Origin of the sequence: Streptomyces sp. NPDC001351 (assembly GCF_042896045.1) — a bacterium.
In the GTDB taxonomy this organism is placed as follows: Bacteria; Actinomycetota; Actinomycetes; order Streptomycetales; family Streptomycetaceae; genus Streptomyces.
Map to the genome: position 1 here is coordinate 251296 of NZ_JBIAWS010000010.1, position 13723 is coordinate 265018.

At 67.4% G+C, this 13723-nt stretch carries 12 protein-coding genes and 4 pseudogenes; 10 read left to right on the forward strand and 6 right to left on the reverse strand.

Translation table 11 applies throughout. From position 1 onward, the window contains the following. Positions 1–380 precede the first annotated feature (380 nt). A pseudogene (locus ACFY1U_RS34045) lies at positions 381–511 on the forward strand (IS5/IS1182 family transposase); the annotation flags it as partial. Between the two features lie 40 nt (positions 512–551). On the opposite strand, the gene ACFY1U_RS34050 reads toward ACFY1U_RS34045, so the two are convergent. Then, on the reverse strand, positions 552–1328 hold the full coding sequence (locus ACFY1U_RS34050; RefSeq protein ID WP_390698078.1) for a dienelactone hydrolase family protein: 777 nt from the start codon (positions 1326–1328) through the stop codon (positions 552–554). A 351-nt stretch (positions 1329–1679) separates the two neighbouring features. Next, complete coding sequence (locus ACFY1U_RS34055; RefSeq protein WP_390697994.1) at positions 1680–2255, reverse strand: TetR/AcrR family transcriptional regulator; 576 nt, start codon at positions 2253–2255, stop codon at positions 1680–1682. Positions 2256–2347: 92 nt separating this feature from the next. Here ACFY1U_RS34055 and ACFY1U_RS34060 point away from each other — a divergent pair, with 92 nt between their 5' ends. Further along, entirely contained in the window at positions 2348–3217 is an 870-nt protein-coding gene (locus ACFY1U_RS34060; RefSeq protein WP_390697995.1) for an NAD-dependent epimerase/dehydratase family protein, read from the forward strand. Between the two features lie 36 nt (positions 3218–3253). Here the strand turns inward: ACFY1U_RS34060 and ACFY1U_RS34065 are convergent. Next, positions 3254–4388: pseudogene (locus tag ACFY1U_RS34065) on the reverse strand (IS630 family transposase). A 75-nt stretch (positions 4389–4463) separates the two neighbouring features. Further along, positions 4464–5195: a dienelactone hydrolase family protein gene (locus tag ACFY1U_RS34070; protein ID WP_390697996.1), complete on the reverse strand. Its 732-nt coding sequence runs from the start codon at positions 5193–5195 to the stop codon at positions 4464–4466. 841 nt (positions 5196–6036) lie between these two features. Here ACFY1U_RS34070 and ACFY1U_RS34075 point away from each other — a divergent pair. Beyond that, positions 6037–6222, forward strand: coding sequence for a hypothetical protein (locus ACFY1U_RS34075; protein WP_390698067.1), 186 nt, complete (start codon positions 6037–6039; stop codon positions 6220–6222). A 46-nt stretch (positions 6223–6268) separates the two neighbouring features. On the opposite strand, the gene ACFY1U_RS34080 is transcribed toward ACFY1U_RS34075, so the two are convergent. After that, entirely contained in the window at positions 6269–6925 is a 657-nt protein-coding gene (locus ACFY1U_RS34080; protein WP_390697997.1) for an HD family hydrolase, read from the reverse strand. Between the two features lie 425 nt (positions 6926–7350). Here ACFY1U_RS34080 and ACFY1U_RS34085 point away from each other — a divergent pair, with 425 nt between their 5' ends. The 7 genes and pseudogenes from ACFY1U_RS34085 to ACFY1U_RS34115 all read left to right on the forward strand — a co-directional run. Next, a complete protein-coding gene (locus tag ACFY1U_RS34085; RefSeq protein ID WP_390697998.1) occupies positions 7351–7497 on the forward strand; it encodes a hypothetical protein in 147 nt (48 codons plus the stop codon). Positions 7498–7631: 134 nt separating this feature from the next. Beyond that, the gene (locus ACFY1U_RS34090) at positions 7632–8711 is read left to right on the forward strand and encodes a GlxA family transcriptional regulator (RefSeq protein WP_390697999.1); all 1080 of its coding nucleotides are present in this window, start codon (positions 7632–7634) and stop codon (positions 8709–8711) included. Then, complete coding sequence (locus ACFY1U_RS34095) at positions 8708–10483, forward strand: thiamine pyrophosphate-binding protein (protein WP_390698000.1); 1776 nt, start codon at positions 8708–8710, stop codon at positions 10481–10483. The genes ACFY1U_RS34090 and ACFY1U_RS34095 overlap by 4 nt, the downstream gene beginning before the upstream one ends. Beyond that, positions 10455–11108, forward strand: coding sequence for an SRPBCC family protein (locus ACFY1U_RS34100; RefSeq protein WP_390698001.1), 654 nt, complete (start codon positions 10455–10457; stop codon positions 11106–11108). The genes ACFY1U_RS34095 and ACFY1U_RS34100 overlap by 29 nt, the downstream gene beginning before the upstream one ends. Next, the gene (locus tag ACFY1U_RS34105) at positions 11105–12124 is read left to right on the forward strand and encodes a 3-oxoacyl-ACP synthase III family protein (RefSeq protein ID WP_390698002.1); all 1020 of its coding nucleotides are present in this window, start codon (positions 11105–11107) and stop codon (positions 12122–12124) included. The genes ACFY1U_RS34100 and ACFY1U_RS34105 overlap by 4 nt, the downstream gene beginning before the upstream one ends. Before the next feature lie 3 nt (positions 12125–12127). Next, a complete protein-coding gene (locus ACFY1U_RS34110; RefSeq protein WP_390698003.1) occupies positions 12128–13198 on the forward strand; it encodes a histidinol-phosphate transaminase in 1071 nt (356 codons plus the stop codon). A gap of 131 nt (positions 13199–13329) precedes the next feature. Continuing rightward, a pseudogene (locus ACFY1U_RS34115) lies at positions 13330–13467 on the forward strand (IS630 family transposase); the annotation flags it as partial. A gap of 54 nt (positions 13468–13521) precedes the next feature. Here ACFY1U_RS34115 and ACFY1U_RS34120 read toward each other — a convergent pair. Continuing rightward, positions 13522–13704 (reverse strand): annotated as a pseudogene (locus ACFY1U_RS34120) (hypothetical protein); the annotation flags it as partial. Between the last annotated feature and the right edge of the window lie 19 nt (positions 13705–13723).

The following is a 13723-nucleotide window of genomic DNA, read 5'->3' on the forward strand; positions in this document are numbered from 1 at the left end:
GGGAACAGCGCGAAGGCCGTGGTTTCACTGGCGAAGCTTGTCGAAGGCTTTCTTCCCGGCCGGAGTCAGGGCGGTGGCGTGGTGCTCGTCCTTGCCGACGTCCAGGCCCAGATACACGTCGACGGTCTCGTCCTCGGTCCACGCGATCCTTGCTCCTGAGCTCCGAACCGTCCCGGCCTGCCTGCGGCATCAGCGTGCCAGCATCCACCTTACGGAGAGCTGCCTCTCCCGGTACGGGGTCGGCGCCCATGCCCCTGATCAGCGGTCTGCCGATGCCCCCATGCCCGGTGACAGCACCCTTTCGATCATCACTGACTGGGGACCAGAATCTCCCTGGACGCAACCACGACCACCTGCGGCGATGGTTGCGAAAGCATGGGATCACCCATCGCATTGCCCGCAAGGGAGGTCCTCTCAGGGGCTGGGCCGCCACCGCTGGACCATCGAACGCACCATGGCGTGGTTGGCCGGCTCCAGACGATTCCACCGCCGCTACGAGCGCAAAGCGGACCACTTCATGCCTTCGCCAGCATCGCCTGCACCCCTATCTGCTACCGGTGAGTTGCCAGGTGGCGGGAAACGAAGTCGCGCCAGAGGGTTGTGGCAACGGGCTTTGTATCCGTGTGCGCACCGGTGTAGCCGATCAGCTGCTTGTCCGGTGCTCCCAGTGCGTCGAAGAGGGCCAACTGACCGTCCCTGGGGAAGATCTCGTCGTGCCATTGGATGTGAAACAGGGTCGGTGCGGTGATCCGTCGGGCGTCTGTCGCGATGCGTTCTGGCGCTTCCATGCCTTTGGCTAGGGCTGGTCCTTGCCAGAGGCCGAACTTGCCGAGTACTGCGCAGCGGAGCCGACCACTCAGGGCGGCTGCCAAGGGGATACCGAACCGCGTACCCATGGACATTCCCAGGTAAGCGAGGTTGTCGGCGTCCACGAGCCCCAAGGTCGACAGCGCATTCACCGTCGCCTGCCAGTCGTCCGCCATGCGATCGAGGACGACGTCGATCCCTTCTTCTGCGATGCGGGCCTGGTACTCCGAGGCAGGGAGCGGACTGGGCACTCGATCGCCATGGTGCGGTCCATCGATCGCAAGTGAAGCAAGGCCGGCGAAGGACGCAAACCAGCAGGCCAGGCTAGCGATGCGCGCGCTTCGCTTGTGCCCGCTGCCCCCATGGCCCAGCAGGACGAGACGAGGCGGTGAAGAAATATGGGAAGGCGGTAGCCAGAGAACGCCCGGAACCGTGCTGGCTCCTCGCGCCACACGAAAACCCAGTTCAAGGGTGCCACCATCCAAGGTGCGGCGATCAGTCCACTCGATTGCCTCATCCACGACGTCATCCAATCAGGCGCCTGCCGTGACCTGGGAGCGGCCGGAGCACGTCACAGACTGCTGCCGCCTCAGCATCCCCTGCACCCTATTTGCCACTGCGGACTTCTCTGAACTAGTGCCGCATCAGGCAACGTTCGCCCCGTCGGTGTGGTGACCCCTACCCGGCGGGATGGAGGTATTGGTGACGACGAGGGTTGTTGGCTGGAGCGGATCGTGCGCAGGGGCAGCGGGTCGGAGGTGATCTGGCGGCGGGCGCAGATTGTGCTGCTCGGCGATGCCGGTCGCGACGATCGCGGCGCCGACCTTCGCCAGCGCCGCGTATCGGGGAATGCCGCATCCCGGCCAGGCGGGCTACTCGAGGATGGAGACAGCCGTTTTCAACTCGCCGAACACCTCTCGCGCGTACTCGACAAGAGTCCGCGGATCCGCCGACGACGTCCACCGGTCGAACGCACCGTAGAACGCACGCGCGCCCAGTTCGGCCGCGAGATCGGCGACAAGGTCCGAGATGCCGCGCGCGCGGAGCGCCTGCGCCATCGCGTCGGAGAGTGCCGCCCGCTTGGAGGCGGAGCGTTCCTGCAGCTCCGCGCTGTTCGCGATGACCGCTCGAAGCCGCCGCGCGACGTCACGCCGGTCCTCCGTGAACACGGATGCGAGTGCGTCCACCGCCAGGCCGGTCATCTCCAGAGGCGTGGCCGATTCCGGCGCCTCGGCGATCGCCTCGGCGGCGACCCGACCGTGGATCTCTTGCCCGGCGAACAGCACCTCGCGCTTGTCGGTGAAGTGCCGGAAGAACGTGGTCTTGGTCAGCCCTCCGGCCCGCTCGGCGATCTCGTTGACCGTCGTCGCCTCGTATCCCTGCTCCGCGAACAGGTCGACCGCGGCGCGGACCAGCCGTTGCCGTGCGTTCGGTTCCCATCGAGCCATGGGGACAATCATAGGTGATGTGACTTGGTAACATCACCGTGCTACGGTGATGTTACCAAGTCACATCACTGCCTCGACCCGAGGAGATCCTCATGCGCGTCTTCGTCACCGGGGCCAGCGGCCACATCGGCTCCGCCGTCGTTCCCGAGCTCATCCATGCAGGTCACGACGTCGTCGGCCTCGCCCGTTCCGACCAGGCGGCCGCCACCGTCAGGGCGATGGGCGCCGAGGCCCGCCACGGGAACCTGAACGACCTGGACGGCCTGCGCGAGGCTGCGCGCAACGCCGACGCGGTCGTCCACCTCGGCTTCCAGCACGAGGGCATCGCGTCCGGCCGCTTCGCCGAGGTCGCCGCGCAGGACGAAGAGGTCGTCCACGCGATCTGCGGCGAACTCGTCGACACCGGCAAGGCCTTCCTCGGCATCGGCATGGGCCGCGTCGAGGACCTCGTGAACCACCGCAATCCCCGCGCCAAGGTCGCACTCGCCGTCCACGGGTACACCGAGCGCGGCGTGCGCACCGTCCTGGTCGCGGTCCCGAACGTCACGCACAGCGAGCGGGACCGGAACGGGTTCATCCCCCAGTACGTCCGGATCGCCCGCCAGGCCGGCGTTGCCGGCTACATCGGTGACGGCGCCAACACCTGGGCTGCGGGCCACACCCTCGACGTCGCCCGCGTCTGGGCGCTCGCGGTGGAGAAGGCCCCGACCGGCTCCCACGTCACCGGCGCCACCGAGGCCGGCGTCCCGGTCCGCACCATCGCCGAGTCCGTCGCCCGCCACTTGGGCATCGAGGCGGTCAGCATGTCGGCGGAGCAAGCAGCCGAGCACTTCAAGGCCTTCCCCTTCATCGGCATCGACGTCAAGATGCCGAACGAGGAAACCCGCGAACTGCTCGGCTGGGAGCCGACCCACCCCACTCTGCTCGCCGACCTCGACGCAGGCTTTTACTTCAATCGCTGAGCCTCCACGAGGCCAGGACTGTGTTCTGATGTCGCATCAGGCAACGTTTCCCCTGGCGACGACCTGTGGTAGCCGGGTGTCGTCAGCGTGCTTGTTGCGCCAGATGATGTAGCGGCGGATCATGCTGGCCTGCTCTTTGTGGCTGGCGTGGTCCGTCCCGTCGAGGGCGAAGTAGCGCAGGGCGGCGAACTGGGCTTCTATGCGGTTCAACCATGAGCTGTTGGTGGGCGTGTAGGCGAACTCGACGTTGTTCGCGTCGGCCCAGTCGCCGACCCTGGTGTCCTTCGCTGTGCTCAGGTCGGTGAGAAGTTGTCGAGCATGATCGCGATGCGAGTCCTAGGCGGGTGGAAGCTGCGCAGATAGCGGCAGAACTCCAGGAACCTGGTGCGGTGCTTCCTCGGCTTGACGTGGCCGTAGAGCTGGTCCTTGCCCAGGTCGTACGCGGCGAACAGGTGCCGGACGCCGTGCGGGCGGGTGTAGGTCGCCCGGCGGCGTCGGCGTGGTTCGCGGTCGGGGTCCTTATATCTGCCGCCGCGTTCGGCCCACTGACGGCCGGGGTGCGGCATCAGGTTGAGCGGACCGAACTCGTCCATGCAGAAGACCACTTCGGGCTCGCCGTCCTCGGGTATGACCTCGCCGTCGGCGATCGCGTAGAGGTGCTCGACCCGGGCCTTCTTGGCTGCGTAGTCCGGATCGCGGGAGGTCTTCCAGGTCTTCAGGCGTTGATAAGGAGACGCCTTCCTCGCGGAGCAGGATGCGCAGGCCCTCGTGGCTGATGTCGTCGACCACCCCCTCGACAACCAGGAAGTCCGCCGGCTTGGTCAGGCTCCAGGTGGAGAACGGCTGGTCGTGCTCGGTCGGCTTCGACTTCGCGATCTTCTTGATCTCGAGCAGCTCGGGCAGCGTGAAGGTCTTCGGCCGGCCGCCTTTGTACTTCGGGCACAACGAGGCGAAGCCGTCCGTGTTGAAGTTGTGGATCACATCCCTCACCCGGTCCGCGCTGGTGAACGACACCTCGGCGATCTTCGCCACCGGCATGCCCTGCGCGGACAGCAGGACCATCTGGGCCCGCCGCCATGTCACCACTGACCCGGTGCCTGCTGCGGATGATCCGCAGCAGGCGCTGTCCCTCGTCATCGTCGATGTGTCGAACCTGAACTCTGTCGGCCACGCCGACCAGTTTCAGTGAACGCGCCGATCGGGATCCGGTTCCCGATCGGCGCGTCGCGGACTGCATGCGGCGGTATCAGCCGAGGTGCCGGGCGAAGAACCTCAGCGTGCTCTCCAGCTCGAATGTCGGGATCTCCCCGTGCTTGCCGGGGTTGGCGTGCAACGTTTTCTCGGCCGAGGCCAAGGCGTCGAACAGCGCCAAGCTCTGAACCCGCGGCACCCGCTCATCGTCCCACTGCACCAAGAACTCCACTGGGACGGTGATCCGCGCGGCGGCCTCGGCCGACGCCAGCACTCCGCCCAAGCCCAGTACCGCCGCGCGGACCCGCGGTTCGGCAGCGACGAAGGGAACACCGAGTCCGCATCCCAGCGAGACCCCCCAGTAGCCCACTGGGCCGGCGCCTACGTGCTCGAGTTGCTGGACCGCGTCCAGGACCGCCCGCCATTCCGGCACGGTCTGGCGGGCCACGAGCGCCTGGAAGCCGGCGATCAGCGGGGCCAACTCTTCACCGGCTTCCACGCGAGCCTGGTTCTCAGCTGCGATCCGGTCGTACTCCTCAACCTTCGGCCGGTCGCCATGGGCGGGAACATCGACCGCAACGACCGCGAAACCGCATTCGGTCACGAAGCTGCGTGCACGAGCCAGGACGTCAGGGGCCTTCTTGTGCTGACCGCCACCGTGTCCCATCAAGACGAGCGGACGAGTGGCGACGGCACCTTCTGGCGTCCACAACACGCCAGGAATGTCGCCGAGGGTGAAGAGCTGTTCGCGGACGCCGTCGGACGACGTCTCAGATATGAAACGCATAGCGGTTCATGCCTTTCGGGATGCCTCTGCGGGCGCTCCCCAGGCCATGCGAGGGAGGGAGGCCCGACCAGTCAAAGCGTTGATCGGTCTCACCTCCTCAGTTCGCGGCAATGCACGGCGGCAGGACCGTAGCACGAAGCACTCCACCCTGGCCCGGGCAGGGATGCCGTCAGGGCGAACGTTGTCTGATGTGGCACTAGGTGTGGCGCTGTCCGGTGTCTGCTCCGGTGGAGCGGCATGCCAGTGTCCAAAGATTGGTGCTCTGCTGGTCTGTCTCTCTCCATCTGCTGGTCTGCCGCTATACAGAGGGTTTCTAGGGTCGTTGACGTCCCCCGGAGAGTCGGTCTTGGTTCTCCGAACTCTGCCCCGTTGTGCCCTGCTCGCCGCTCCCGTTGCCGTGCTGGCGTTCGCGCTGGTGGCCTGTGGCGGATCCGGCTCCGACTCGAAGGCCGCGGATACCCAGCAGCAGGCCCAGAGTGCTGGCGACGCCCCAGCCCAGGCGGCCCGCCCCGATGGGCTCGATCTGTCCCGTCCACCCTGGCCAGTCGTCCAGCACCATCCGCAAGAACGCCCCGGTCACCTACCAGATGGTCCGCGCCTACATCGCCACCCTGCGCGCCACACCGGCGACAGCGCCGCCTCCGCCTCCAACGGTGCGGCAGGTCACCGGCTGTCTCACCCGTCACCCCGCAAGCCTGAGTGAGCAAGAACGAGCCATGCTGACCCCCGCTGCCCCGAACTCGATGCTGCTGCCGCACATGTCCGCGACTTCGGCGAGATCCTCACCAATCGACTCGGCTCCACGCTCCCCACATGGATCGACGCCGTCGAGGCCAGCGAACTGCCCGGCCTCACTGGCTTCGCCCTCCACCTGCTCAGGGACCTCGACGCGGTGACCGCCGGCCTCACCCTGCACTGGAGCTCAGGCGGCACCGAAGGCGCCGTGAACCGCATCAAGAAGATCAAAAGGCAGCTCTACGGACGAGCCGGATTCGCACTGCTCCGCAAGTTGATTCTGCTTCAGTGACCGCCGCGACACGTTATCCAGCGCAGAGCAGCCGTCGCGGCATTCGTCACCCCTGGGGCGTGGCGCGTCTCGACCAGCCGCGCTTCTCGCCCTCGTCGATGAGGCGTAGCCCAGCCCTCCACAGGGAAGCGGATGCCTCCCCGATCACTGCCTTGCGGGCCCGGACATCATCAGCGGTGACGCCCGGAGTACGCCACGTACCGCCGCGCGCCATCCAGTTGAGAAGCAGTGGCTGCAGCCGGTCCATCGCCTTGGCGAATCTGGCTTCGGCAGTGCGGCGTTCCTCGAATTCGTCCCACAGAAGCCGCAGGTGCCGAGCCTGATCCGCCGGAAGCAAGCTGAAGAGCTTGTCGGCAGCCGCCACTTCCCGTTCGCGCTGATCGCTCCCCGCAGCACTGTCGTACAGGGGGGTGTCACCGGCGTAGATCTCCACCAGATCGTGCAGAAGGACAAGCTGAATGGTGTGCCCCACGTCGATGGGTTGGTCGGAGTGTTCGGCCAGGATCACCACCATCATCGCCAGGTGCCACGAGTGCTCCGCGTCGTTCTCACGGCGGTCCGCCGCCGCGAGGGGAGACTGACGGAGGATGGTTTTGAGCTGGTCGATCTCAACGAGAAAGGTGAATTGGGCATGCAGCCGATCATCAAGGCCGTCGGGGAAGGGTGTCTTCTCGGCAAGTAGACCGCGGTGCTCATCACTCATGGGCTCATCGTGGCATGCACTGTCCGGCTCGCAGAGTGAATCTTGGCCACAGCAACCAGACGAACACCGCTTCACACGACGATCTGCTTGGGTAACCCTCCGCCATCGTTCCCCAAGATCTGTGTCAGAGCCCGAAACTCGTGAACACAACCCGGCCGCAGATCTGGGTGCCTCCCAGGTCCGTGAACAACTGGGGGCTTTCAGGGTGGCCCCCGGACGGGTGGCGGCGGGACCGTAGGCAGCAGTCAGGGATCCCGTGCCGTTGAGAGAGGTGTCTAGATCTCAACGCTCCGGATCAGGAGCCCTGTTGGTCCCGTATCCTGCCGCATTCGAACCTGCCGCACGCACTGCTGGACCGGGTGACCATGCTGATCGTCGCCCGTGAGGGCGAATGACACTGCAAACTCCGGCTGTCCGAGCATGCGGTGATCGCTCTCGCGCACCTGCGGCACGACCCCCTGGCTCAACTCGCCGCGGGTTTCCGTATCTCCCTCGGCGGCGCCCACGCGTACGTCACCCCGGCACTGAAAGTGATCCGGAACCAGTTTTCAGCCGTCGCCGACATTCGCTGAGATCCCGTCGAGTCGGCATCCGCCGGGGGAGTGGTGGCACAGCCCGCGCCCTGTGAGCTGCCTCACCCGGCGCTGTCTGCCTACGGTCCGAACTGCCTGGCCAGCGCTGGCTTTTCGCACTCGGGGCGTGTGCGATGGCCGGATACGTCAATGATCTGTCATTGCAGCCAGTCCGTGGGTCGATACAGGCTGTGATCGTGTTTGAGCGACGTGTTGTGGTGGTGATGTACGCGGACGCAATGGCGCTGGACATCACCGGACCCATTGAAGTGTTCGATACCGCCAACCGGTTTCTCGCCCCGGCGGGAGCCCCCTACCGGATCGACTTCGTCTCCGCCGAAGCACCACTGGTGCGGATGAGCTCCGGAATGATGGTGGGGGCCTCGCCGCTGGAGGCGGGGGAGGGCCCGATCGACACGCTCCTCGTGCCGGGCGGGTGGGGCCTCAACAGTGCGCTCCAGGAAACGGCGTTGGTTTCTTGGATCCGTCAGGCAGCGGCCCGGTCCCGCAGGGTTGCCTCCGTATGCGGCGGTTCTTTTCTGCTCGCCGAGGCCGGCCTCCTCGACGGCAGACGCGCGACCACGCACTGGGCGTACAGCGACGCGCTGGCCCACCGCTATCCGGACGTGACGGTGGACGCCGAGCCGATCTTCGTGTGGGACGGCCCCTTTGTGACCTCGGCGGGTGTGTCGACGGGGATCGACATGGCGCTGGCTCTGGTGGAGGCCGATCACGGTGCGGCGCTCGCGCTGCAGACGGCACGGTATCTGGTGCTGTTCCTCAAGCGGCACGGAGGACAGGCGCAGTTCAGCGCCGTCCTCGACGCCCAGTTGGCCGACCATCCGCCGATCCGGGCTGCGCAGGAGTGGATTCTGGAGAATCTGCACAACCCCTTACCGGTCGCCGAGATCGCCCGGCGAGCCAACATGAGCCTGCGTAACTTTGCCCGCGTTTTCCGGCGTGAGGCGGGCACGACCCCCGGCCAGTACATCGAGCGAACGCGTATAGCCCGCGCCCGTGAGCTGCTGGAAACCACTGATCTGACGATCTGTCAGGTAGCGCGCCGCTGCGGATTCGGCGCCACCGAGACCTTCTTCCGCTCCTTCGGGCGAAACCTCGGACTCACCCCGAAGGAATACCGGCACCGCTTTCAGCTCATCTCGCCCTCCGGCTTCATCGACCCGCACCACGAGACGGACAGGAGCCCTGTATGACCACGACCGCGGACTTACCCGAGGCAGGAACGGTACGCCTGGTGGACTATCTGGTGGGGGAGCTCGCCCGGGCCGGCGCCACCCACGTGTTCGGGGTCGGTGGCGCGAACATCGAGGACCTGTACGACGCACTTCACCGCGCCGGTACCGTCCGCGGCGTCGTCGCCAAACACGAGTTCTCCGCCGTCACGATGGCTGACGGATGCGCCCGTACCACCAGGCGCATCGGCGTCGTTGCCGCCACCTCGGGTGGTGGTGCCTTGAATCTCCTGCCTGGCCTGGCCGAGGCGTACGCGTCCCGGGTACCCGTGCTGGCCCTGGTGGGGCAGCCGCCGACCGGCCAGGAGGGCCACGGGGCGTTCCAGGACACCAGCGGCAAGGCGGGCTCCTTCGATGCCCGGGAGGTCTTCGCACCTGTCTCCCGGTTCTGCGCGCGGGTCGATGACGCGGACTCGCTCACGGAGTTGCTGCCCCGGGCCGTGGCGGCGGCACAGACTGATCCGCGAGGCCCGGCGGTCCTGCTGCTGCCCAAGGACGTGCAGCAGGCACGGATCCAGTTGCCCGGCCGCGGCGCGGCACAGACGCCGAGCATGCCGACGTCGCAGCCGACGGCATCGACTGTGCTGCTCGACACGGTGGCCGTCACCGCCGTGGCGGACACCCTTCGGCGGGCCGACCGCGTCCTCGTCATCGCCGGTGAAGGCGTCGCCGCCACGGACGCGCGTGCGCAGGTGGCCGAACTGGCCCGGCGCTTGGGCGCGTGGGTCGCGGTCACCCCCGACGCCAAGGACGTCTTCGACAACAGCGATTCCCGATTCGCAGGTGTGGCCGGCGTGATGGGCCATGCCAACGTCGAAGACTGTCTGCGGCGGGCGGACGTGTGCCTGTTGGTCGGCACCCGGCTGCCGGTCCTGGCACGCGGGGGCCTTGAACGGGCCCTGGCCGCCACCGAAGTCGTATGCCTGGATCCCGAACCACCGTTCGTGCCGGGCACCGCACTGATCGGACATCTGCCGGACACGCTGCGCGCGGTGACCGACCGGCTCCCGCCACGTTCACGCGCCTGCCCTCGGCACGCCGGCCCGCTTCCCACGCTCGTACCGGGCCCGGATGCACAGGCGCGAGGCCGAACCATCCCCTACGCTCAGGCGGTCGCCGCGGTGGAGGCGGCACTCCCGCACGATGCGCATGTCTTCGTGGACGCCGGCAACGCGGGGGCCAGTGCGGTGCATCTGCTCCCGGCACCGCGCCACGGCCGCTTCGTGCTGGCGGTCGGCATGGGAGGCATGGGCTACACCTTCGGTGCCGCAATCGGCGCCGCGCTCGCCACCGGCCGACGCACCTATGTACTCGCCGGGGACGGGGCCTTCTTCATGCACGGGATGGAAGTGCACACGGCAGTGGAGTACGCCGCACCCGTGACCTTCGTCGTCTTCAACAACAACGCCCACGCCATGTGCGCGGTGCGTGAGGAGTACCTCCAGGGCGGCGTCCGCAGCGACGACCTCTTCTCCCGGACCGACCTCGCCGCCGGCATGGCCGCGGCCTTCCCGTCCCTGGAGGTCACAGGAGCCGACGACGCTGCGCACCTGCGCCGTGCTCTGCTGCGCAGCAACGTGGACGGCGGCCCGGCGTTCGTCGCGCTGGACTGCGACCCAGGTGAGATCCCTCCATTCCGCCCCTTCCAGTCCTTCCTCGAAGCCACCCGAGGCACCGAAGCCACCGACAGCAAGGAGAGCTCCTATGAGCGAGGCGTCGTCCACGTTGGCTGACATCCCCGGTCTGATGCGGATCGAGAACCCCGGCAAGGAGGAGTTGACCGCGCACTGCATGGAGCTCACCCATGCCGTCTACCCCCACCACCAGGTCTACGGGCAGTACTGCACCATCCACGAGTACGTCGACTGCCCCCCGGAGCAGGTCTACGACTACCTGCGCCAGGGCCACCACCTGGAGGAGTGGACGTGCAGCCTGCGGGACTTCGCGCCCGCCGATACACCGGGGCTGTGGGCAGGCTACGACCGGCTTGAGGACGACACCAGGATCTACTGCAAGGTGGTCGCCAATCCCGAGGCAATGACCGTGGACTACCACTGCTCCTGGGACCAGGGCGAAAAGCTGTGGATGATCTACCTGATGCGCGTCGTGCCGGCTCGCCAGGTGCTCGACAAGCCGGGATCGGTGATCACCTGGACCAACTGCCGGCACCCGTACTACTACGACAACCCGAGCCCCGACCTGGCTCCTCACCCGGACCGCCCCTGGGTGGGCGACTTCTGGGACCTCTTCTACGCGGGGCACACCGTGGAGATGAACAACCTGAAGGCGATCCTGGAACACCGCCACCGCAATGGTCTGCCGGTCAGCGTGGCTCCGGTGAGGGCGGTGGCGCAGTGACCACGGTCAGCCTCACCGACGTCGCAAGCTACCTGCCCGGCGAGCCGGTCCCCGCGGGTTTCTACACCGAGTACCCCGGAGCCGAGGACAAGCTGCGCAGCCACCCCATGTTCAAGGTCCCGCCGATGCGGCACCACGTGGCAGCGGACGAGACCAACGCGGACATGATCGAGCGCGCCGTGCAGCCCCTGATCGAACGGCATGGAAAGGACGAGATCCGAGGTGTGGACGTGCTGTTGGTGCACAGCCAGCTGCCGGACCTGCCTTTCGTGGGCGCCGGCACCGAGGTGGCACGTCGGCTGGTCCTCAACCCGGAGTGGCTCATCGACGTGGCCAACGCGGGCTGCGCGTCCTTCGTGTACATGATGAAGCTGGCGCGGCAGATCCTGAGCACCACCGACGCGAAGACCGCGCTGATCTGCAATGCGCAGAGCGCCGCGGGACAGTGCTTCACGCAGTCCGAGGTACGCCGGCTCGCCCAGGCCGCGATCCCGGGCGACGGCTGCGGCGTGGGCTATGTGACGACATCGGCCGACAGCCCGGTGCTCGACGTGGAGACCCGGCATATCGGCGAGTACGCCGGGGACATGACCGTAGCGGTCGACGACGGCCGCAAATACTGGGAGCCGGGCGAGTCCCAGCTGCGCATCGGCTTCACCGACTCCAGCGTCGCCAAGGTCCTGGCACGCGGCAACCGCCTCGTGCCGGAGGTGGTCACTGACCTGTGCCGGCGGCTCGGCGTGGCGACCACCGACATCGACGTCCTCATCACCAACCAGCCCAACCGCACCTTCCTGCGGAACTGGCGAGAAGCGCTGCAACTACCCGCCGAACGGCATCTGAACACCTTCGACGAGTACGGCAATCTCTTCGGGGCGGCGATCCCGATCACCCTGGACCGCGCGATCCGGTCACACCGGGTCGCGGACGGTGACCTGGTGGTTCTCGGGGGATTCGCCCATGCAGGCGACTTCGCCGGTGCCGTTGCCGTGTGTTGGCGCGGCGGGCAGGGCTGACGGATGAACATGCCCGTGCTGCACCGACTGGCCCTGAACGAGAGCCCGTACCCGCCGCTGCCCTCGGTCCGCAAGGCGATGCAACGTGCCGTTGCACAGGCCCACCGGTACCCGCAGTTCTATCCCGACGACCTCACCGAGCGGATCGCCGCATGGTGTCAGATGAGCCCCGACCGTGTCGTGGTCGGCAGCGGATCGGTGGGAGTGGCCCTTCAGTTGCTGCAGGCTGTGGTCGAGCCTGGCGACACAATGGCCTACGCCTGGCGCAACTTTGACGCATATCCCCTGCTGGGCGCCATGGTCGGTGCTCAAACCGTCCCCGTACCCCTGGCGCCCGACGGATGCCAGGATCTGGATGCCCTGCTGGCGGCGCTCGACCATCGCACCCGGGTCGTGGTGCTGTGCAATCCGCACAACCCCACCGGGACCTTGGTCGCCGCCGACGCACTGTCGGCCTTCTTACGTCAGGTTCCCCGGCACGTCACCGTCCTCCTCGACGAGGCGTATGTGGAGTTCGCCCGTGACGCCGATCCGCCGGATGCCCCCACCCTCTTGAGTCGCCACCCCAACCTGCTGATCCTGCGCACCTTCTCCAAGGCGTACGGCCTGGCCGCCCTGCGGGTCGGCTACGGACTCGGCGCCCCCGACCTGGTGGAACGAATCCGCCGGCAACAACTGCCCTTCGGGATCAACGCAGTGGCGACGGCGGCCGTGCAGGCATCGCTTCGCGCCACCGACGAACTGCGCCGACGCGTGGACACCATCATCGCCGAACGCAACCGGCTCCACCACCAACTCCTCCAGCGTGGCTGGCACATACGCCCGGGCCACGCCAACTCCCTCTGGCTCGCAGCCCCCGATCCGGTCGACGAAGGTGCCGCGGCACTCACCCATGCCCAAGTCCAGGCGCGCCACTATCCCGGCGAGGGACTGCGGCTCACCGTCGGCAGCCGGGAGGCCAACGACGCCGTGCTCGCCGCGTTGGCGGGAGTGGCCACCATGAAGCGTCAGCCAGGCGTGCATCGAACGCACCACAGAACGAGGCGGTGGGCGCGCACCACCGGCAGCCGGTGAACGGTAGAACGGGGGCAGGCCGAAACCCATGAGTAGCAGGATGTGGGGTCGGCATGGCCGAGCCGGATGCCAGGGCGGGAATCGGCATAGTTGACGGCACCAAGGCGGGGCGGTCCCGAGTCGGTGGCGGCAAGCTGGACCGCATCGAGCCGGTGCCGGCGCCCTTCCCCGACCGGGTGTTCGCGTTCGATGAGTACGGTCCGCTGGGGATCCGACCCACCGCCGGGTCGTGCTGGGCCGAGCGGGGTCGGCCCGAGCGGCATCCCGCGCACCCCGCCCGCCTCCAGCGCCCGGTGTGCCGATGCTGTCTCCTCCAGCAGGAAGACCGTGTCCACTGCCGGCCGCATCTTCCCCTCCGTCACCTGGCGGGCGACATCGTCGAAGAGTGCACGTTCGGGGTTGCCGCTGAGGAAGTGCACCGGTCGCGTCCGTGGACGGCGCTGACCGCGATGTAGCCCCGCGAGGCGGCGGGCCGCGTCAGGTCGAAGGCGATGGTGACCGTGCATCCGCCGGGCTTCATTGAAC